Here is a 20,978-nt window from a genome sequence, read left to right as displayed (position 1 = left end):
CGCACGGTCGTTCAGGGCGCGATGGAAGAAAGCGGCGCGGTACTGATTAAGCGTTACGGCTTTGAGGCGGCGAAACATGCGGCCTATATTCAAAAAATATTGGGCCGTTTTGAGAACCCTTATTTGCAGGATGACGTGGAGCGCGTGGGCCGCCAGCCGCTACGCAAGCTGAGCGCGGGCGATCGCCTGATCAAACCGACGCTGGGCACGCTGGAGTATCAGTTGCCGCACGACAATCTGGTGAAAGGCATTGCGGCCGCCCTGCACTACCGCAGCGATCAGGATCCGCAGGCGCAGGAGCTGGCCGAGCTGATTAATCGTCAGGGCGTACAGGCCACGCTGGCGCAGGTTTCCGGCCTCGAGGCCGAAAGTGAAGTGGTGAAGGCGGCGGTCGCGGCCTGGCACGAAATGGCCTGACAGAAAGCCGGGCCACGCTACGGCCCGGCTTTTCTTGCCCACGTTAAGGACGGTTTTACGGATAAAATAATGCAGGCTCTGATGGAAAAACCCCAGGCTTTCGAAAATCGGGTGCTGGAACGCCTGAACGCTGGTCGTACGGTCAGAAGCTTTTTCACGGTGGCCGTCGAGCTGCTGGGTGAAGCGATCGATCTGCTGGTAGTGCAGGTATTCCGCAAGGATGACTATGCCGTAAAGTATGCGGTAGAGCCTTTACTGCTGGGCAATGGCCCGTTGGGCGAACTGTCGGTCCGGCTGAAGCTGGTTTATGGTTTAGGCGTGATCGGCAGACATGAGTACGAAGATGCCGAACTGCTGCTGGCACTGCGTGAAGCGCTGAATGATGACGGTACCGATTATCGCTTTACCGACGACGAGCTGCTCGGGCCGGTTGGCGAGCTGCACTGCGTTGACGCGCTGCCACCCTACCCCGATTTCAACAACGCCGATGCTGAACTCCGCACGCTGTTGCAACAGCGTTACCAGCAGATGGTACGCTCGACGCTGGTGCTGTCGCTGACGGCATTAATTTCCCCTATTGGTACCCGTCAGGCTTTCAAAAAGTAACCTGCGCGTCCTGCTCTTCCCTGCGCTTTCGTGTATCCTTGCCCCATGATTCACTCAACGGTTAATGACAATGAAAGAAGAAATCCAGGCAGAAATTAAAACGCTCAGCGACAAGCTGGATGCCCTGACGCGTAAGGAGCCGCTGCTGCTGGAATCCGGTGAAGCGGAGAAATTAGGCGAGCTGCTAAAAGAAAAAGAGAAGCTGGTTATCGAGCTGGAACGCCTGCGCGGCGCGCGCGAAGAAAAACTGAGCAAAGAAGCGCAGAAGCTAAAACAGCTGCCTTTTAACCGCGTTATCACCAAAAAAGAGCAGGCCAATATGGGCGCGCTCAAGAAAAGCGTACGTGGTCTGATCGTGGTGCACCCTATGACCGCACTGGGCCGTGAAATGGGATTGAAAGAAGTGACTGGCTTCGCGAAAGCCGCTTTTTAATCCTCAGGCGGGCGCCTGCGCCCGCTTTCTTAAAACCACCCGTTAACACCCACCGTCGTGCTCCATGGCGATTTAATATGACGTCCCTGCATATAACCAGCGCTAACGTGCAGCGATATCGCCCGCTTTCTTAAAACCACCTGTTAACACCCACCGTCGTGCTCCATGGCGATTCAATACGACGTCCCTGCATATAACCGGCGCTAACGTGCAGCGACAGCGCGGACGACAGTACCGCCGTTGCGGCAGGCGTAATAGCATAGTTAGCGGGCGGCATCGGTTGCGGAAAGGGTTTTGGCTCTGGCTGCGGGACAGGTTTCGTTTTCTTCTTGCGGTTGCTCAGGAGAGACTTCAGGCTGATTATCCGGCGTCTCTACCCCTTCCATCCTAACCGTACCGCTGCCGGATAGGGTGCTGAAAGTCAGCCTGGAATACCCCAAAAATAGAAGAGGTTTCAGGATGGGGTCTTTTTAGCACGTCAGTAGCGAGTAGCCTTCGCTGCCAGGTGTTGTTAAAAGCTGCCCGTATCGATATAACTAACGCGCCTCCGGATAGCAGCAAAGTACGAGACGAGGATTGCGGGCCTTTTATAAAAAAATACCCCGCTGACGGATGACCAGCAGGGTATTTATCAGGCGCTTATGAAGTCAGCACCTGGCATGTCGGGCTTATTTAGCCGCAGCGAAGTTCTCTGCTGCCACGTCCCAGTTAACGACTTCCCAGAAGGCTTTGATGTAGTCAGGACGTTTATTCTGATATTTCAGATAGTAAGCGTGTTCCCACACGTCCAGGCCCACAATCGGGGTACCGGAAGCGCCAGAGATCGCTTCACCCATCAGCGGGTTGTCCTGATTAGCAGTGGAAACGACAGCCAGCTTGCCGTCTTTCTTGACCAGCCACGCCCAGCCGGAGCCGAAACGGGTAGCAGCTGCTTTTTCAAACGCTTCTTTAAACGCTTCAACGCTACCGAAATCTTTTTCGATGGCCGCTTTCAGTTCGCCGCCCAGCGTGGTGCCGGTTTTCAGGCCCTTCCAGAAGAAGCTGTGGTTAGCGTGCCCGCCCGCATTGTTACGCAGAACGGTTTTCTTGTCGGCAGGTACCTGATCCAGTTTGGTGATCAGATCTTCTACCGCCAGGTTAGCGAACTCGGTGCCTTCCAGCGCGGCGTTCGCATTGTTCACGTAGGTCTGGTGATGTTTGGTATGATGGATCTCCATCGTCTGCTTGTCGAAATGCGGTTCCAGTGCGTCGTATGCGTAAGGCAGGGATGGCAGTGAATAACTCATGTTCATCATCTCCATTGGTTTTTTGAGCAGCACTTCCCGATGGGGTGCCGCGTAAGCAGTCGGATCATTATAGTTAAATTAATGATCTGGAAAAGGGTTATCAATGCCCCGCTCTTTATAGGGTTATCATTGGCAACGCCTCTACGGTGGCCGTCAGAACCCAATCTTTACCTCACAGAGCAAAAAGATATAAGCCGTTTACCTCTGCTAAAACAGCCTCTCCCTCAGTCGATCCGCTCTGCGGGCTGCTTGAGCCCAGGCCGCCGCAATACAACGTTCAGACGTTCCCAGGGTGCTCAATCACGGCGTCTTTTCGGGTCAGGCAGAGCGATCAAACCAGCCGTTGGGGATGAGTATAAACCGTGGCACGACCCGGCTTGCTAAAGCCCACCAGCGTCAGGTTACTGCGCTGTGCCACCTCGACGGCCAGCCTGGTTGCGGCGGAAACCGCAAAAAGAATTTCCACGCCGCACATAGCGGATTTTTGCACCATCTCGTAGCTGGCGCGACTGGATACCAATACTGCCCCCTGTTGCCAGCCTGCCTGCCGACTGCGCAGGCCCAGCAGTTTATCCAGTGCCACGTGACGCCCTACGTCTTCACAGCCGCCGACCAGATTGCCGTCCGGCGCTACCCAGGCCGCGGCGTGCGTGCACCCCGTCAGCTGCCCCACGGGCTGATAGCTTTTCAGCTGCGCCAGGGCGCCATCCAGCCGATCCAGCGAAAACGTTTGGGTAAAAGGCAGCGGCTGTACAGGCTTGCCGATTTCCGCCAGCTGCTCCACGCCACAAACGCCGCAGCCGGTTCGTCCCGCCATCGCCCGACGCTGCTCTTTCAGCCCCATAAAACGGCGGCTGGAGAGTTCAACCTGTACTTCAAGACCTCCGCAGGAAGGGTGAATGTCGATGCCATAAATATCGCCGGGCGAGCCGATAATCCCTTCGGACAGGGAAAAACCTATGGCGAAAGCCTCAAGATCTTTCGGCGTCGCCATCATTACCACATGCGAAATGCCGTTATAAACCAGCGCCACTGGCACTTCGTCGGCCAGCCAGTCATCCTGCGCCGTCTCCAACGCATCGCGCTGCCAGACCTGAATTTGACTGGCCCCGGTCATCTCCTGCTCACTCGCCCTACTCATTTTTCCACCTGTTTTTTTTCCTGCGTTCAAGCTGTACCACAACGCTCGCGCCTGCAATTCTGGACCGGCAGAACGTCGACCGCAAAACAATAATCAGCGCAAAATTGTTTTGGAACGGTAAAGAGCACAAAAAGCGACCTGATTGATATGTATCAATTCACATGCTCTCTGTGCTGTTATTTTGCCCGCTCATGGAACGAAAAGCAGGCAAATGAGATGCAGATAAACAGACGGAACTTTTTCAAAATTTGTGCAGGCGGCATGGCCGGGACGTCACTGACGCTTCCTGGCTTTACGTCGCTACCCGCAGCAGGAGCCATCCGCGACAAGCTTCTGCGCGGTCGTGAAACCCGCAATAACTGCACCTACTGCTCGGTAGGCTGTGGGATGTTAATTTACAGTCTCGGTGACGGCGCTAAAAATGCCACTTCCTCTATTTATCATATCGAAGGCGATCTCGTTCAGCCGTAGGTCGCTCTGTCCAAAAGGCGATGGCGTGCCGGACTTTATTCACAGCAAGCAGCGCCTGAAATACCCGGCCTGGCGCGCGCCGGGTTCCGATCGCTGGCAGCGCATCAGCCGGGAAGAGGCATTCGATCGTATCGCCCGCCTGATGAAAGCGGATTGCGACGCCCATTTTCAGGAAAAAAACGCGGCGGGCGTTACGGTTAACCGCTGGCTGACCACCGGTATGCTCTGCTCCTCGGCAGCCAGCAATGAAACCGGGCTGATGCACATACTGGGTACGCCGCAGCTGGCGCGCCTGCTGCATCCCTTTGTCGGCACCGCGATGTTTTTCGCCTTTCTGCTGATGTTTTTCCGCTACTGGCGCCACAATTTACCCGAGCGTGAGGATCTGGTGTGGGCAAAAAATATTTATAAAATTGCCTTAAACGAGGAAGTTGGCGATACCGGGCGCTATAATTTTGGACAGAAGTGCGTATTCTGGGCCGCCATTGCCAGTTTACTGCTGCTGTTCGTCAGCGGTATCGTGATCTGGCGACCCTGGTTCGCCGATGCTTTTGCCCTTCCGCTGATCCGCGTAGCGCTGTTGGTCCATTCGGTGTCGGCTACGCTACTGATTGTTGTGATCCTGGTTCACGTTTACGCCGCTTTATGGGTAAAAGGAACCCTGACTGCAATGGTAGAAGGCTGGGTGAGCGATCGGTGGGCGCAAAAGCACCACCCTCGCTGGTATCGTACGCTCCGCCAGCGTCGCCATCGCCTTAAATAACAGGAATTCCTGATGACTATTCGCATAATCCCGCAGGAACAGCTGGAGAAAGGCGAGATAACAATGGCGGATGCTATCCCGCCGTTACTTTTCCCCAGGCTAAAAAATTTATACGCTCGCCGTGCCGCACGCCTGCGTCAGCTGGCAGAAAAAAACCCGCTGGGTGACTATCTACGCTTTGCGGCCGTTATCGCCAGCGCGCAGGAGATTGTGCTTTACGACCATCCGCTGCAGCTTGATTTGCGGGCGCGGCTGGCCGAGGCGGCGCGTCTCGGTAAACCGCCATTGGATATCAACACGCTGCCCCGCGATCCTCACTGGCAGCGACTGCTTCATTCGCTTATCGCGGAGATGAAACCGGAAATGTCCGGTCAGGCGCTGGCGGTGCTGGAGAATCTGGAAAAAGCCTCGGCATCAGAGCTGGAGTCGATGGCGAATGCGCTGTTTGCCAATGATTTTACGCACATTGCCAGCGATAAATCGCCTTTTGTCTGGGCCGCGCTTTCACTTTACTGGGCACAAATGGCGGCGTTAATTCCAGGTAAAGCCCGCGCTGAATACGGCGAACAACGGCAGTTTTGCCCGGTCTGCGGCAGCGTGCCGGTTTCCGGTATAGTGCATATGGATACGCAGCAGGAAGGCCTGCGCTACCTGCACTGCAACCTGTGTGAAAGCGAATGGCACGTGGTGCGCGCCAGGTGCAGTAACTGTGAACAGACGCAGGATTTACACTACTGGTCGCTGGAAAGCGAAGCCGCGTCAATTAAAGCAGAGAGCTGCGGCGACTGCGGCACCTATATGAAACTGCTTTACCAGGAAAAAGATCCGGCTGTAGAGGCGGTTTCTGACGATCTTGCCTCTCTGGTGTTGGACGCACGAATGGAGCAGGAAGGCTTTTCACGCAGTAGCCTGAATCCCTTTCTGTTTCCGGGAGAGTAAAACTACACGGGGTCCATCAGCTCTGAAGGGGAATTTGCGAAATGAAATTAATTGGCACCTATACCAGTCCTTTTGTACGGAAAATATCGGTCATCCTGTTGGAAAAAGGCATCACATTTGAATTTATCAATGAATCGCCCTGGACCGATGAGAGCCACGTTCCCCACTATAACCCGTTGGGTAAAATCCCTGCGCTGGTGGTCGGGGAGGATACCTGGTATGACTCGCATATTATCGCCGCTTATCTGGAGCAGTTGGATATCGCCCCGGCGCTGTTGCCTCAGGATCGACTGGCAGCTCTAAAAGTGCAGCAGCTGGAGGCCCTGGCGGACGGCATCGGCGACGCGGGGGTGATTCTGCTGCGTGAACAGATGAGGCCGCCAGAGAAGCAGATGGAAAGCCAGCTACTGCGCCAGCGCGAAAAAATAGCGCGTGGTCTTGATGCGCTGGAAAAAGAGGCGGCAAAAGGCACAACGTTGAACAGTGAAAATATCAACGTGGCAGATATCGCCGTCGCCTGCCTGATTGGCTTCCTGAATTTCCGCCGCGTTATTCCTAACTGGTGCGTGGAACGGCCAGCGCTGGTTAAACTGGCGGAAAAAATGTTCCAGCGGGAAAGCTTTGCCCGTACGGTCCCGCCCTCGGCCTGATGTCGGCCACGAGCGCATTCGCCGCGGTGACAGCGACATGTCCGCCGCCGCAAATACGCCAGAGAGGCATAGGGTCATCATCAGCGCTGCCCACGGCAAAACCAGGCCATGAGCGGCGCTGCCCGCCACGCTTTCTGCCCGGATCCCGGTGCAGTATGCTATTAAGACAGACGCAGTAGCTTTCCCTGTCAGCATCCCGATGCAGTACGCCATTGAGACTGGCGCAGTAGCTTTCCCTGCCCGGATCCCGGTGCAGTACGCTATTGAGACTGGCGCAGTAGCTTTCCCTGTCAACATACTGATGCAGTACGCTATTAAGACAGGCCCAGCAGCTTTCCCTGTCAACATACTGATGCAGTACGCTATTGAGACTGGCGCAGCAGTCTTCCCGGTCAACATACTGGTGCAGTAGGCCATTGAGGCAGGCGCGATAGCTTTTCCTGTCAGCATCCCGATGCAGTATGCCATTGAGACTGGCACAGTAGCCTTCCCTGTCAGCAGGGGAGTATTCATCGGCGGTACCCGTTTCCTTCAGCTTCTCCTTCTCTGACGTTGCCCATCTGGCGCTGTTTTGCTCGTCACTTAATCTGACGATTCAGCCAATGGCTCCATATCCAAAAATGAGATTCGCTGCCAGGCTGTATCGTTCCAGCCCCTTTCATTCATTGCGGATACAGGAACAGCATATGTTACCAGGATCGCTTCAGGCTCTCTGTCTGATGAGCTTCTTTCTGGCCGATGTCAGAGACGGATTAGGTCCTTTTCTAGGCATTTTTTTGACCGGACGACACTGGAGTCCGGATGAGATTGGCTTCGCCATGACCTGCGGTGGTATCGCCGGGCTACTCTCTACGCTGCCGGCTGGCGTGATAGCGGATGCTACGCGCCATAAAAGAACGGTTGTGCTGGGAGGCTGCGCGATCATTACCGGCGCAACCCTGCTGCTCTGGTACAGCAGTCAGTCATGGATGGTGATAGTTTCACAAATTGTCGTCGGGATAGCAGCGGCATTCATTGGCCCCACCGTCTCCGGCATTACCCTGGGACTGACCGGTCAAAAAGCCTTTAACCGGCAAATGGGACATAACGAAGCCTACAGCCATGCCGGAAACACCCTGGCCGCGGTTTGTGCCGGCTTCGCTGCCTGGTACTGGGGGACGGGCGCGGTCTTTATTTTGATGACCATCATGGCCATTTGTGCCGGCATCGCCACGCTTGCTATTCGCAGCCAGGATATCGATTACGATGTTGCGCGTGGTTTAGAAGCACAACATCGGCAAGAGCGCCCCATGAGTCTGTGGGCGCTGGCGCGCAAGCCTGACCTTTTAATCGCCGGTCTGACGCTGCTGCTATTTCATCTGGCCAACGCGGCTCTGCTGCCGATGTTGAGTATGCGTGTAGCCTCCACGCCAGCGCACAACGCCATCAACCCTGGCGTGTATGCGGCTGCCACCGTGGTTATTTCTCAGCTGGTTATGGTTCCTGTCGCGCTCTATGTGGCCAGATACGTGGAGAAATATGGTTATCGCCGCCTGATTATGTTGGCCTTACTGATCCTGCCTGTTCGGGCAGCGATTGCCGCTGAATTTTCCGAGCCGCTGTTTATTATTCCGGTGCAAATTCTTGACGGTATGGCCGCAGGGATCCTGGGGGTTGCCGTGCCCGGTTACATCGTTTCGCTGTTGCGTGGAAGCGGGCATGTTAATGCAGGCCAAAGCGTGGTGATGCTGATGCAGGGCGCTGGCGCTTCTTTCAGTCCCGCCCTCGCTGGCCTGATTGCCGCCCATTACTCATGGAGCACGGCCTTCAGCGCGCTGGGCTTTATTGCCCTACTGGCGCTGTTGCTGTGGTGGCTGCCTGGCCGTATGGCTTTGGTAAAAACAACCTGAACGGTGGATAAAGCACGAGCGCCTGTTACAAAGGCGCTCGTTTTTTTATACCAGCCCGCCAGGGGAATTATTCGTGCACGTCGCTCCCCCTCGGGAAACGGGTTTTTCCGTTATCCGTACTCAGAAACGCGCGCTGATGCCCAGGTTATAAATAAACTGCTCGCCGGAGCTGAGGCCGCTGGTTTGCGACACCGAGGCGAAGGCTGACGCGCTGTCGCCTAACGGGACATTCGTGCCGACAGTCATATCCACCCAGTTGCTGTCCTGAAGGGCCGTGTCGCGCACAAAATGAGTCTGCGTCGATTTTAACCCGCCGCCGGCACGCCAGACGTTATCGCCAAACTGATGGTTATAGCTGATCTCTGCCCAGGGATTGATCCAGCCCAGCGTTGAATCCAGTCGCCAGCCCAGCGCGCCGATCTGCGAATGGTAATTCTGATCGGAAAAGCGCATGGCCGTACTGCTGTTGCCCCTTTCGCTGAAACCTTTCACCTGACTGTAATCTACTGCATATTGCGCCGTTGGGCCGGTGGTCAGCGACGCGCCCAGAGGAATGTCCCAGCCGGTGGTCATACGCACGCCAAGCTGCTTACCGTCGGTATCGCCCTTTTCCGTTCGCGCCGCCGGGCCAAGGGAAAAGCGCCGCTGAATATCGTCATAGTTGGCAAAAGCGTAGTGCGCATCCGCATTTATCCAGCCGTGATCCAGAAAAGAGAATTCGCTCCAGGCTGAAAATAGCCAGCCGCGCAGCCTGTAGTCGAAACGAGAAGAGGGATGCTGCGTATCGTCAGAGCCGGAAACCAACGCACCCACCAGCAGCGTATCGGTGAGCTTGTAGTCCACGCCCAGCGTCAGGTTGTGGGTGGTGGCGTTGCCGTCGCCCGCCGCCAGATTGTTAGCATAATCATAATGTTGTCCACTGTAGCCGCCAAACACGTTAAGCGATCCCTGAGGATTGTTGCTGTGACGCTGCTGCTGCAAACGGCTGTCGAGCGTGGCGCGTGCATCGCGGGAGAGTGCCAGCATCGCCTGATCCAGCGCCACCACCTGTGCGGGCGCGTTCAGTACGGCCTCAATATAATCGGCGATCAGCTGATGCGTAGCAGGACTGGGATGCAGACGATCGGCAAACAGCAGGGCCTGCTCGTCAGAAAAACCGGGAGTGGCTGAAGTACAGACGGCGGCTGAAACGCCGGGCGGACAGGCCATGCCCGCCGTATTGCTTAAGCCATAGCGCGCCGGGTCGCTGAGGATCTCGCTGAAAAGGCCATTAATATCCACGCGTACAATATTACCGTCCAGCTGCGCCAGCCGATTGTCCTCCAGCTGATTGTAGGTGTCGGTCAGGGCGCGGGCCTGCTCGCTGAGACTTTGCCAGGCCGCAAAAAGCCGATCGGCGATAGCCTGACGTACGACTGTTACGCTGCTCGCTTCCCCGGCAGCGGCATACAGCGCCTGATAAACAGCCTGATTACGGCTGTTCAAATCTGGCGTAGCCTGGCTATTCAGCGAGGTGAACGCCGCCGCCAGCGCCGTCCCGGCAACCGGGGCCAGGCCGGTCTGAATAACCGCTTCTAACAGTGCTGGCGTCGCGCCTATATTGGGTACGGTTGGGACGATAACCGTTCCGGCACCGGCAGCCAGCAGCTGCTGTACCTGGCCTGCCGCGGCAAAAGCACTGTTGCTGACCAGCGTGACCGCCTGTTGCGGGTTCAGCGCCGCGGCCGCCAGATCGTTGCCGCCAATCCAGTGAATATAGAGACCATCGGCATCCGCACGGCCACCGCTGCCCGACAGATAAGCGGCGACCTGATCGGCCGTGTTGTCTTGTGCATTAAGCAGCGGTGTCGCTACCGCACTGCCCGCGGCATAGTTGCTGCCGCCGCTGTCAGATGCCTGAAGCGACTGGTTGATTTTTGCGGCCAGGATTTCGTCATACAGCGGATGTCGGCTGCTATCCCAGGTATAGCGACCGTTATTACCGCTATCACTCAGGCTGTCGCCAAAGACGGTCAGGCTGTCCCAGGCCAGCGCAGGAAAGCTCGAGACGGCATAAAAAAGCCACGCGCGTCCAAAAGCGCGCAGGTGCGAATATTTTTTTAACATGGTGTGACCCCAAAAAGAGCCTGAAAGCGGTAGAAAGGCGCCGGTTATTTTGTTGCTATGCTCATCAACCTGTCAGATAACTATTATCGGTTCGGGCATAACGTCAAGCCGTTTTCAGGCTATTTTTCAAACAAATTACTTCGGGGATTTTATTTATGCAGCGTTGCGGTTGGGTGACTCAGGATCCGCTCTATCTGGCCTATCACGACACGGAGTGGGGGGTGCCAATAACCGATACGCAGGGGCTCTTTGAAATGCTGTGCCTGGAAGGGCAAATGGCCGGACTTTCCTGGCTCACCGTTTTGAAAAAACGGGAGAATTATCGGCAGGCTTTCTGCGGTTTCGATCCTGAGCAGGTGGCTTTAATGACCGAAAGCGATATCGATCGGCTGATGCTGGACAGCGGACTGATCCGCCATCGTGGTAAGCTTTCCGCTATTGTCGCCAATGCGCACGCGCTGCTGGCCATGGCGCAACAGGAAGAGAACTTTGCCGATTTTATCTGGGGCTTCGTCGATCACCAGCCGCAAATTCATCACTACAGCGACTACCGTGATGCCCCCACATTCAGCGCCGTTTCCGATACCCTTTCAAAAGCGCTGAAAAAACGGGGCTTTAAATTCGTCGGCACCACCACCTGCTATTCGTTTATGCAGGCCTGCGGCCTGATCTGCGATCATACGACCAACTGTTTCTGTCATCCTGATCCTCGCAGGTAGCTTCTCTTTACAAATTTAAGAGGACAAGACGGTTTTTTTTCGCCGTCGCGTCGGCATAATCGTTTCTTTTCAGGCTATTTCGCCCGCTGCTGTTCAGGAAACGCTCTCTATGAAAAAACGTTTTGTTACTCTTGCTCTGGTTTTGAGCGGTACCCTTGCCCTGTCGGGCTGTACCACTAACCCTTACACCGGCGAACGCCAGGCCGGCAAAGCCGGTATTGGTGCCGGTCTGGGCGCTGCCCTGGGCGCAGGCGTCGGCGTGCTCTCTTCTTCCAAAAAAGATCGCGGCAAAGGCGCGCTGATTGGCGCAGCAGCAGGCGCAGCGTTAGGCGGCGGCGCAGGCTATTACATGGACGTGCAGGAAACCAAACTGCGTGAAAAAATGCGCGGCACCGGCGTCAGCGTGACTCGTGAAGGCAATAATATCGTGCTGAACATGCCGAACAGCGTCACCTTCGACAGCAGCAGCAGCTCGCTGAAACCTGCGGGCGCCAACACGCTGACCGGCGTGGCGATGGTACTGAAAGAATACCCAAAAACCGCGGTTAACATCGTCGGCTATACCGACAGTACCGGCAGCCGCCAGCTGAACATGAACCTGTCGCAGCAGCGCGCCGATAGCGTAGCCAGCTCGCTGATTACCCAGGGCGTAGCGACTAACCGTATTCGCACCGGCGGTATGGGCCCGGACAATCCTGTTGCGTCCAACAGCACTGCCGCAGGCAAAGCGCAGAACCGCCGCGTGGAAATCACCCTCAGCCCGCTGCAGTAAACACGTCAGCCGGACAGGCTTTGTCCGGCTGTTTCTCAGTCCTGTCAGGCCGCCTCCGCCTGACAGTGGGCGAGACCGCCCTTATGCTTTATGATGGCCGGATCCGCTTTCCGCCATTACCCGCTATCTTAAGATTTAAGCCCCGTGATGGCTGCTTTCTTTTTTACTCGTTCAAGGATCGCTATGAACCGCAAGGCCGCACGCGCGACAATCAGCGACGTTGCCAAACAAGCAAATACAGGCAAGACCAGCGTTTCTCGCTATCTCAACGGCGAGCAGCATCTCCTTTCCGCCGATTTAAAGCAGCGTATCGAAACCGCTATTGCCAGCCTGAACTATCGCCCCAGCCAGATGGCGCGTGGCCTGAAGCGCGGGCGCACTCGCCTGATTGGTTTGATTATCGCGGATATCACTAACCCTTATTCTGTTGATGTTATGTGCGGCATCGAGGCGGCCTGCCGCGCTCAGGGCTTTACGCTGCTGATGTGCAACACCAATAACGAGGTGGATCAGGAGCAGCATTACCTCAACCTGCTGAGCAGCTATCAGGTAGAAGGTATTGTGGTTAACGCCGTAGGGATGCGCGAGGAGGCACTCAGTCACCTCCAGCAGTCGCTGCTGCCGATGGTGCTGATTGACCGCAAGATCCCGGACTTTGCCTGCGACGTGGTCGGGCTGAATAACCATGAGGCCGCCGCGCAGGTAACGACGCATCTGCTTGAAGAATCTTTTGAGGCTATCCTGTTTATTACCGAGCCGTTGGGTACCGTCAATACGCGTCACGAGCGCCTGAAAGCGTTTCAGGACACAATGGCGCAGTATCCGCAGCGCGAGGCCGAACAGGCTGAGGTGGCCTTAAATGACAGCGCGCGGCTGGATGAAATCCTGAAGGATTTTTATCAACGCCACCGTCACCACCGCTGCGCCGTGCTGGCCGTAAACGGGGCGCTGACCCTACAAATCGCGCGCAGCTTCAAACGTCTGGAGCTGAACTGGGGCAGCGATTTAGGGCTGTTGGGCTTCGACGAGCTGGTTTGGTCTGAACTGGCGGGCAGCGGCATCACCACGCTGAAGCAGCCTACCTGGCAGATTGGTTATGCCGCCCTGGAGCAGGTGATTCGCCGCATCGAAGGTGACGAAACGCCGCCGTGTGAACAGCTTTATTCTGGCGAATTGATTATCCGCAATTCCACGAGGTTCGCTTAATTTCCTGCCTTTTAGCTCCATTAACGCAGTGGATAGCCTGACCATCTTCGTTCTGATGCTTTTCCAGTAAATTTCCAAATAATTGTCCACACCGTGAGCGCGATCATAAAACCGCGCTCCGCCCCTTTCGGTTGGAACCGGTTCCAGTTAACGTTTTTGTAACGTCAGGGCCACCGCCCGGAGGAAAAGATGAAACCTGAAATTATTGTAGTGACCGCCGCCTTTGGCCGCGATCGGGTTGCTGAGCTTGGCGGCCAGCAGGCCGTTGTCCCCATTGTCGCCGCTGCGGGCGCTGATGGTATTGAGATCCGCCGCGAATTATTCAGTGAAGCAGAGATCCGGCAGCTTTCCACGCTGGGCCAGGCGATTAGCGAGGCCGGTCTGGCCGCGTTTTATTCCGTGCCGGAAGCGCTCTATACCGAAAAAGGCGCACTGAATCCCAATCTGGACAATCATCTCAACGAGGCGAAGCAATTAAACGCCCGCCTGATAAAATATTCATTAGGCCATTATCAGCCCGGTTCAAGCGCTTCGCCACTGCGCGACGGGCTGCCTTTAACCCTGGTAGTGGAAAACGATCAGACCGACTGCGGCACGCTGGCCGCCCTTGCCCCCTATTTTTCGGACACCGCGCCCGTTGGGATGACGTTTGATATGGGTAACTGGTTGTGGGTGGGCGACAGCCCTACGCAGGCAGCGAAGCAGCTGGCCTCCTTTGTCAGCTACGTGCACGTAAAAGCCGCCACGCTGAGCGATGGCGGCTGGCGGGCTATCGCGCTGAACGAGGCTGATAACCTGTGGCGTGAAACGCTGGCGCTGCTGCCGGCCGACGTGCCGCGAGGCATTGAGTTCCCGCTGGAAGGCGACGACCTGGTGGCCGTCACCCGTCACTATGTAGATTTGCTGCGAGAGGTATAGACCATGACCCTTCATGAAAACGGGACGCTGGATGCGGTGACGATTGGCGAAGCGATGGCGATGTTTATTGCCAGCGATACGGGCGATCTGGCGGCGGCGGAGCATTTCACCAAACGTATCGCCGGGGCCGAGCTGAACGTCGCTATCGGTCTGGCGCGCCTTGGGCTGAAAGTAGGCTGGGTCAGCCGTGTGGGTAACGATTCTTTTGGCCGTTTTACGCGCCAGCAGCTTGAAAAAGAGGGCGTTGACAGCCGCCAGGTAACGACAGACGAGCGCTATCCTACCGGCTTTCAGCTGAAGTCCCGCGTGGAAGATGGCTCCGATCCCCTGGTGGAGTATTTCCGTAAAGGCTCCGCGGCCAGCCACCTGTCCGTTGAAGATTTTAACCGCGACTACTTTGGCGCGGCGCGCCACCTGCATCTGAGCGGCGTGGCAGCAGCCATCTCCGACAGTTCGCTGGCGCTGTCGAAACATGCGGCGCAGGAAATGAAGCGGATGGGCAAAACCATCTCCTTTGATCCCAATCTGCGTCCCGTGCTCTGGTCAAGCGAGCGTGAAATGGCGACCCAACTCAACACGCTGGCAGGTTTCGCTGACTGGGTGTTGCCAGGCATCAGCGAAGGAAAAATTCTGACTGGCTACGATCAGCCAGAAGCGATCGCCGATTTTTATCTGGCGATGGGCGTTAAAGCGGTCATCATTAAAACAGGCTGCGAAGGGGCCTGGTATAAAACCGCCGAAGGTGAAAAAGGCCAGGTCGATGCGATTAGAACCGCCAATGTGGTCGATACCGTAGGGGCGGGCGATGGCTTCGCCGTGGGCGTTATCAGCGCACTGCTGGAAGGAAAAACCCTGCCACAGGCGATTAAACGCGGCAACCGTATCGGCTCACTCGCTATCCAGGTCAGCGGTGACAGCGAAGGCTTGCCGACGCGCGAAAAGCTCGGTGATTTTTAACCACCGGCCAACGCAAACCCAATCAGGCTTCTAACCGAACCATAACGAACCGCACCTCACCCTACCCTGCAGCGTGCGGTCACCTCCAACAGAGGAAGCAGAAGATGAACAAGCAGACAATCGCGCCTAAACGCTGGTGGTATATCATGCCCATCGTGTTTATCACCTACAGCCTGGCGTACCTCGACAGGGCTAACTTCAGCTTTGCCTCAGCCGCCGGTATCAATAAAGATCTGGGTATCACGCACGGCATGTCGTCGCTGTTGGGTGCCCTGTTCTTTCTGGGCTACTTCTTTTTCCAGATCCCCGGCGCGATGTATGCCGAACGCCGCAGCGTAAAAAAACTGGTTTTTGTCTGCCTGGTACTGTGGGGCATTTGCGCCTCGCTGACGGGCGTAGTGAGTAATATTCCCATGCTGGCGGCTATCCGCTTTGTGCTTGGCGTCGTCGAAGCAGCCGTCATGCCAGCCATGCTGATTTATATCAGCAACTGGTTTACAAAATCGGAACGCTCCCGCGCGAACACTTTTCTGATCCTGGGCAATCCGGTGACGGTACTGTGGATGTCCGTGGTGTCCGGCTATCTGATCAACGCTTTCGGCTGGCGTGAAATGTTTATTTTTGAAGGGATCCCTGCCGTCATCTGGGCCGTCGCCTGGTGGTTTATGGTGCAGGATAAGCCTGCTCAGGCGAAATGGCTGAGCGAAGAGGAAAAAGCGGCGCTGGCGGCCCAGCTGCAGAAAGAGCAGGAAAGCATCAAGGCCGTGCGTAATTACAGTGAGGCATTCCGCTCGCGCAATGTCATTATCCTTTGCGTGCAGTACTTTACCTGGAGCATCGGCGTGTATGGCTTTGTGCTGTGGCTGCCTTCCATTCTGCGCAACGGGATGCAGATGGGCATGGTAGAAGCCGGCTGGCTCTCTGCGGTGCCTTACCTGGCCGCAACCGTGGCGATGATCCTGGCTTCCTGGGCTTCCGACAAGCTGCAAAACCGTAAACTCTTTGTCTGGCCGCTGCTGTTAATTGGCGCGCTGGCGTTTTTAGGTTCATATCTTGTTGGAGCGAATAATTTCTGGCTGTCATTCACTCTGTTAGTGGTAGCCGGTGCCGCGATGTACGCGCCTTATGGCCCGTTCTTCGCCATTATTCCGGAAATGCTGCCGCGTAACGTGGCGGGGGGCGCGATGGCGCTGATTAACGCTATGGGCGCGCTTGGCTCTTTCCTCGGCTCCTGGGTCGTGGGGTATTTAAACGGTGCCACGGGCAGTCCTTCCGCTTCGTATATCTTTATGGGGGTATCGCTGCTTATCTCGGTCTGGCTGACATTAATCGTAAAGCCGGCAGCCAATAAGCAACCCCCGATGCCGCATGGCGCTAAACACGCTTAATGGCATGGGCCGGTTGGCCCGTGCCTTAACGAAACAGGGAGACAAGCATGAAACCATCCGTGGTGCTGTATAAGAAGCTGCCGCAAGACCTGCGTTCGCAGCTCGACGAGCATTTTAACGTTACTGAAATCAACGGGCTGACCCCTGAAACCCTCAGCCAACACGCGGAAGCTTTTCAGCAGGCCGAAGGCATTTTAGGCTCCGGCGGTAAAGTGGACGCGGAGTTTCTGAAAAAAGCCCCGAAGCTGCGCGTTGCCTCTTCCGTGTCCGTGGGCGTGGACAATTTTGATATTCCCGCCCTAAGCGAACGCGGCGTGCTGTTGATGCATACGCCGACCGTCCTGACTGAAACCGTTGCCGATACCATGATGGCGCTGGTGCTGACCAGCGCGCGTCGCGTGGTGGAGTCCGCAGAACGCGTGAAAAAAGGCGAATGGCAGGGCAGCATCAGCGCCGACTGGTTCGGCATCGACGTGCATCATAAAAAAATGGGTATTCTGGGCATGGGCCGCATTGGTCTGGCGCTGGCACAGCGTGCCCATCTGGGTTTCAGTATGCCTATTCTGTATAACGCGCGTAAGCATCACGAAGAAGCGGAACAGCGTTTTGACGCGCAATACTGCGATCTCGACACGCTGCTGAAAGAGTCCGACTTCCTGTGCATCAGCCTGCCGTTAACTGAACAGACTCACCATCTGATCGGTCGTGAAGAGCTGGCGAAAATGAAGCCTTCCGCCGTGCTGATTAATGCCGGACGCGGCCCGGTTGTTGATGAAGAAGCGCTGATCGCCGCGTTAAAAGAAGGCAAGCTTCACGCGGCCGGCCTGGACGTGTTTGAGAAAGAGCCGCTGCCGAAGGATTCACCTTTGCTGACGCTACCCAACGTGGTGGCCCTGCCGCATATTGGCTCGGCGACTCATGAAACCCGTTACGGCATGGCAAAAGACGCGGTAGAGAATCTGATTGCCGCGCTGAAAGGCAATGTAGAAAAAAACTGCGTTAATCCCGACGTGGCAAAATAATTCTCTGTGCCGATGCGCTGTGTGCATCGGCACTTTTTCTTACCCCTCCGCCCTTTATACTGCGCACTACTCCCTTCACTGCGAAACAAGCGACAAACCAACAGACTGTTATTTTATAAATACGCAGGCATGCCATTGTTATTTAACCAACCCATTCAGGTAAAAAAATAAAACATTATTTAAGCCGGATTTACCAACGTGCGAAATCCGTTTTTTATTATAATAATTTTACAAAATAATTGTTATGTTATGAGGTGACACCTGGTGAAAAAAGTTCCTTTTTAGTAATAGATAATTGCCTGCTGATATAAATTTTTTGGTGAGGTTAACAGCCAACCTTCAGGCGTTTTATTAGCAATAATGGCACAGGATTCACCAAAGTGAGTGCCATGTCATTTAAGAAGTAAGGCGTTCATAAGGTGGATGGATTATTAATTTAGCGTAGAAGCGATAAGGCGTTACGCGCTGATGATATATTAGCTATTCTCCTGCTAATATGGCCAGCATTGCTGTACCGGCAACGGCAAGCCAGTAAAAGGAGTAAACAGTATTCTGCATCAGGAAGAGTAAAGAGGTATATTGGCTCCAAGACGACTATTACTTGAACTATTCCCCTTCCGCTATATTGTCAGGTCTTTTCGATACAGGTTTTATGCGCGCGTGATTTTAAAGCGACTAACATGATGTCTTAATGAATGAAATAAATGACCAGCTTGCGGACCCTTTATTTAACCCATAAAAGACCTGCTCTAAACGCGGCCGGTTAACGAGCCAGCCACCGTCTACGGCAAGGGTATAGCCATTAATATAATCAGAAGCAGGTGACGCAGGAATACCGCAGGCCCTTTCAGATCGTCAGGCAGTCCTCAACGGCCTGCCGGAATACGCTGTAGAAATCAGAGGAAATGCCCAGATGAAATGAAAATTCATTTAATAGAAAACCCGACTTCATTTACGGGGTGATATGAAATCCACCCCGGCTGGCTTATTCGACGGCTATCGGCTTTTGTTCCACGTTGATTTTGGTATCGCCCTGCAGCGTTTTAATCCGCTGTTCAACTTTTTGCACCGCGCTGGCATCTTTCAGCAGCGAATAGGTTAGCGTAAATTCTGTGCTCTGACCCGGCTGCAGCTGTTTAACCCGCCCCTGCTCTTTTTCAATCGTGACCGGATAGGCATAGTTAGTCCCTGGTTCGATCCCCGTCACATAACCCTGTTTCAGAGTATCGGTGTTTTTCCACATGGTCAGTACCGGCAGCTGGCGTGTATCGAATTCAATAGCCGCGCCCTTGTCACCTTTACTGTTGACTACGGCTGCCACCGTTTTGCCATTGCTGTCGGCAATTGGTTGCAGGTTAAAAACCATTTCATCGAAATCTTTGGTCGGCGCGCCATAGGTCTGCCAGTTTTCCAGCCCTTTTTTCGCATAGTCGTTAAACGGCGAAACGGATTTTACCGGCGCCAGGAAGCGGGCATTTTCTTCCAGAATCGGCGTGCTGAAGTTGCTGTGGTAAATAATTTCATAGTCGTGCGGGTAATCACCCTGATTGGTCAGCACATCGTGGAGGGTGAAGGAGTCCGAGCCCGGCACGTAACGTAGCTCGGTCCAGGTTTCCAGCCGCGCTTTTTTAAAGGTGTTTTCTTTCAACAGACCGCGAATACGAATTTCATGCGGTGCCTGGTCGTCCACAATGACTTCCACTTTTGAAGCTGGCGTATTGCCTGCTTTGCCGTGCAGCGTATAGATACGTCCCTCTTTAGTGACGGGATGCCCGGTCCACTCATAGCCGCAGCGCACCATCATCTCGTTAAAGCCTTCCAGCCAACCCAGACCGTTACGGCTTTCCAGATTGATATAAGCCGGATTCACTACCTCATCAACAGGTGAGTCCCAACCCAAACGCACACCGTGACCGTTAACGTGCAGCAGATCCATACCACGCGTCGGGCTGAGGGCAATGGTCAGGCCGTTTTTGCTGGTCAACGTCAGCACCTTCGAGCCTTCCTGCTTGCCGCCATGCAGTACCTGCTGTTCCAGCGTAAAGGGTTCGCCGCTCAGCTTGAGTTGCTTGCTGTCAATCCGCCAGTCGCCCTTTTCCGTCCCCTGCGTATCGGTTAATACCCAGCTTTGCGCCGCCGCCTGCCCACTGATCATTGCCACTACTGCACCCGCCAGAAGAGTCTTGTTCATGTCGTTATCCTTGCTGAAATGATTTAGCTGAAGAGCAGCCAGCCTACAAAGCAGGCGGCATCAGGACTGTGACTGGCGTCACCTGCCGGATTTTTAAGAAATTTTTATCAATAAGACGTGCAGTTCATCACAAATTATTAACTCAAATAATCACTCTGCTGATAAAGGCCACGACGCGGGCAATAAAAAACAGGTCATGAGTTGAAACGATTCACCTGAAGCTTACTGCCGGACACGGAGCGTGCCTTTTTCTTGCTGGCCGCTACCGCTGCCCGCTGACGTTGCATCATGCCTGGCGGGGCGTTAAGGTTAGCTTTCACTTGCCTACGATAAGCAGTTAATACGTTATGAGCTTTTCCGCTTTCGGTAATAAATTCACGCGCGCCTCAGGCATTACCCGCCTGATGGAAGATATGGGCGAAGGGTTACGCACGCCCGATTCGGTGATGCTGGGTGGCGGTAATCCGGCCCAGATCCCGGCGATGAACACCTATTTTCAGCAGCTGCTGCAACAGATGCACAATGAGGGCAAGCTGGCCGATGCGCTTTGCAACTACGATGGCCCACGTGGAAAAAGTACGCTGCTGGAATCGCTTTCCACGCTGCTGCGCGACGAACTGGGCTGGCAGGTTGGGCCACAGAACATTGCCCTGACCAACGGCAGCCAAAGCGCCTTTTTCTATTTATTTAACCTTTACGCGGGTCGCCGCGAAGATGGCCGTAAAAAGCGCGTATTGTTTCCTCTTGCGCCTGAATACCTGGGATATGCTGATGCCGGGCTGGATGAAGATCTGTTTGTCTCCGCCCGTCCCGATATTGAAATGCTGCCGGAGGGTCAGTTCAAATATCACGTCAATTTTGAACAGTTATCCGTCACCGAAGATACCGGCCTGATTTGCGTTTCCCGACCGACGAATCCAACCGGCAATGTTATTACCGACGAAGAACTGATGAAGCTGGATGCGCTGGCACAGCAGCATGACGTGCCGCTGCTGATTGATAATGCCTACGGTGTGCCTTTCCCCGGCATCATCTTCAGCGACGTTCGCCCGCTGTGGAACCCGAATATTATTCTGTGCATGAGCCTTTCCAAGCTGGGCCTGC

18 protein-coding genes and 3 pseudogenes are annotated in these 20,978 nt (G+C 55.1%); 15 read left to right on the top strand and 6 right to left on the bottom strand.

Annotated features, from left to right (window positions below; translation table 11 throughout):
* The 3 genes and pseudogenes from RTK32_RS02390 to RTK32_RS02380 form a co-directional block, all read left to right on the top strand.
* Positions 1-417 (top strand): annotated as a pseudogene (locus RTK32_RS02390) (mannitol-1-phosphate 5-dehydrogenase); the annotation flags it as partial.
* Between the two features lie 69 nt (positions 418-486).
* Positions 487-1,023, top strand: a complete 537-nt coding sequence (locus RTK32_RS02385) for an MltR family transcriptional regulator (RefSeq protein WP_312041927.1) — start codon at positions 487-489, stop codon at positions 1,021-1,023.
* Between the two features lie 70 nt (positions 1,024-1,093).
* Positions 1,094-1,456: a YibL family ribosome-associated protein gene (locus RTK32_RS02380; protein WP_312041926.1), complete on the top strand. Its 363-nt coding sequence runs from the start codon at positions 1,094-1,096 to the stop codon at positions 1,454-1,456.
* Between the two features lie 130 nt (positions 1,457-1,586).
* Here RTK32_RS02380 and RTK32_RS02375 read toward each other — a convergent pair whose 3' ends face one another.
* The 3 genes from RTK32_RS02375 to fdhD form a co-directional block, all read right to left on the bottom strand.
* A complete protein-coding gene (locus tag RTK32_RS02375; protein WP_312041925.1) occupies positions 1,587-1,733 on the bottom strand; it encodes a hypothetical protein in 147 nt (48 codons plus the stop codon).
* A 391-nt stretch (positions 1,734-2,124) separates the two neighbouring features.
* Positions 2,125-2,742: a superoxide dismutase [Mn] gene (gene sodA / locus RTK32_RS02370; RefSeq protein ID WP_312041924.1), complete on the bottom strand. Its 618-nt coding sequence runs from the start codon at positions 2,740-2,742 to the stop codon at positions 2,125-2,127.
* Between the two features lie 331 nt (positions 2,743-3,073).
* Positions 3,074-3,883, bottom strand: coding sequence for a formate dehydrogenase accessory sulfurtransferase FdhD (gene fdhD / locus RTK32_RS02365; RefSeq protein ID WP_312041923.1), 810 nt, complete (start codon positions 3,881-3,883; stop codon positions 3,074-3,076).
* 216 nt (positions 3,884-4,099) lie between these two features.
* Between fdhD and RTK32_RS21310 the strand changes: the two are divergent.
* The 4 genes and pseudogenes from RTK32_RS21310 to RTK32_RS02340 all read left to right on the top strand — a co-directional run bounded on the left by RTK32_RS21310 (position 4,100) and on the right by RTK32_RS02340 (position 8,595).
* Positions 4,100-5,117 (top strand): annotated as a pseudogene (locus RTK32_RS21310) (formate dehydrogenase subunit gamma).
* A gap of 12 nt (positions 5,118-5,129) precedes the next feature.
* Positions 5,130-6,056: a formate dehydrogenase accessory protein FdhE gene (gene fdhE / locus RTK32_RS02350; protein WP_312041922.1), complete on the top strand. Its 927-nt coding sequence runs from the start codon at positions 5,130-5,132 to the stop codon at positions 6,054-6,056.
* Between the two features lie 41 nt (positions 6,057-6,097).
* On the top strand, positions 6,098-6,706 hold the full coding sequence (locus RTK32_RS02345) for a glutathione S-transferase (RefSeq protein WP_312041921.1): 609 nt from the start codon (positions 6,098-6,100) through the stop codon (positions 6,704-6,706).
* Positions 6,707-7,392: 686 nt separating this feature from the next.
* On the top strand, positions 7,393-8,595 hold the full coding sequence (locus RTK32_RS02340; protein WP_312041920.1) for an MFS transporter: 1,203 nt from the start codon (positions 7,393-7,395) through the stop codon (positions 8,593-8,595).
* Positions 8,596-8,715: 120 nt separating this feature from the next.
* Here the strand turns inward: RTK32_RS02340 and RTK32_RS02335 are convergent, their stop codons facing one another.
* The gene (locus RTK32_RS02335; RefSeq protein WP_312041919.1) at positions 8,716-10,701 is read right to left on the bottom strand and encodes an autotransporter domain-containing protein; all 1,986 of its coding nucleotides are present in this window, start codon (positions 10,699-10,701) and stop codon (positions 8,716-8,718) included.
* 155 nt (positions 10,702-10,856) lie between these two features.
* Here RTK32_RS02335 and RTK32_RS02330 point away from each other — a divergent pair, with 155 nt between their 5' ends.
* From RTK32_RS02330 to ghrB, 7 genes are all read left to right on the top strand, one after another.
* Complete coding sequence (locus RTK32_RS02330) at positions 10,857-11,420, top strand: DNA-3-methyladenine glycosylase I (RefSeq protein ID WP_312041918.1); 564 nt, start codon at positions 10,857-10,859, stop codon at positions 11,418-11,420.
* A 109-nt stretch (positions 11,421-11,529) separates the two neighbouring features.
* Complete coding sequence (locus tag RTK32_RS02325) at positions 11,530-12,192, top strand: OmpA family lipoprotein (RefSeq protein WP_312041917.1); 663 nt, start codon at positions 11,530-11,532, stop codon at positions 12,190-12,192.
* Positions 12,193-12,375: 183 nt separating this feature from the next.
* Positions 12,376-13,398 (top strand): LacI family DNA-binding transcriptional regulator, encoded by a 1,023-nt coding sequence (locus tag RTK32_RS02320; RefSeq protein ID WP_312041916.1) that lies wholly within the window; start codon positions 12,376-12,378, stop codon positions 13,396-13,398.
* Positions 13,399-13,587: 189 nt separating this feature from the next.
* Positions 13,588-14,316 (top strand): sugar phosphate isomerase/epimerase, encoded by a 729-nt coding sequence (locus tag RTK32_RS02315; protein WP_312041915.1) that lies wholly within the window; start codon positions 13,588-13,590, stop codon positions 14,314-14,316.
* A gap of 3 nt (positions 14,317-14,319) precedes the next feature.
* Complete coding sequence (locus RTK32_RS02310) at positions 14,320-15,273, top strand: sugar kinase (protein WP_312041914.1); 954 nt, start codon at positions 14,320-14,322, stop codon at positions 15,271-15,273.
* Between the two features lie 104 nt (positions 15,274-15,377).
* On the top strand, positions 15,378-16,661 hold the full coding sequence (locus RTK32_RS02305) for an MFS transporter (protein ID WP_312041913.1): 1,284 nt from the start codon (positions 15,378-15,380) through the stop codon (positions 16,659-16,661).
* A 47-nt stretch (positions 16,662-16,708) separates the two neighbouring features.
* A complete protein-coding gene (ghrB, locus tag RTK32_RS02300) occupies positions 16,709-17,683 on the top strand; it encodes a glyoxylate/hydroxypyruvate reductase GhrB (RefSeq protein WP_312041912.1) in 975 nt (324 codons plus the stop codon).
* A gap of 768 nt (positions 17,684-18,451) precedes the next feature.
* On the opposite strand, the pseudogene RTK32_RS02295 reads toward ghrB, so the two are convergent.
* Both RTK32_RS02295 and RTK32_RS02290 read right to left on the bottom strand, forming a co-directional pair.
* Positions 18,452-18,576: pseudogene (locus tag RTK32_RS02295) on the bottom strand (SDR family oxidoreductase); the annotation flags it as partial.
* 92 nt (positions 18,577-18,668) lie between these two features.
* Entirely contained in the window at positions 18,669-19,874 is a 1,206-nt protein-coding gene (locus RTK32_RS02290; RefSeq protein WP_312041911.1) for an aldose 1-epimerase family protein, read from the bottom strand.
* A gap of 347 nt (positions 19,875-20,221) precedes the next feature.
* Between RTK32_RS02290 and RTK32_RS02285 the strand changes: the two genes are divergently transcribed.
* Positions 20,222-20,978, top strand: a 757-nt coding sequence (locus tag RTK32_RS02285) for a pyridoxal phosphate-dependent aminotransferase (protein ID WP_409451055.1), incomplete at its 3' end; no start/stop codon positions are given.

It is taken from the genome of Erwinia sp. (assembly GCF_031978025.1).
GTDB lineage: Bacteria > Pseudomonadota > Gammaproteobacteria > Enterobacterales > Enterobacteriaceae > Erwinia.
Note: the sequence above shows the minus strand (reverse complement) of the source record. Positions and strands in the feature narration are given on the sequence as shown.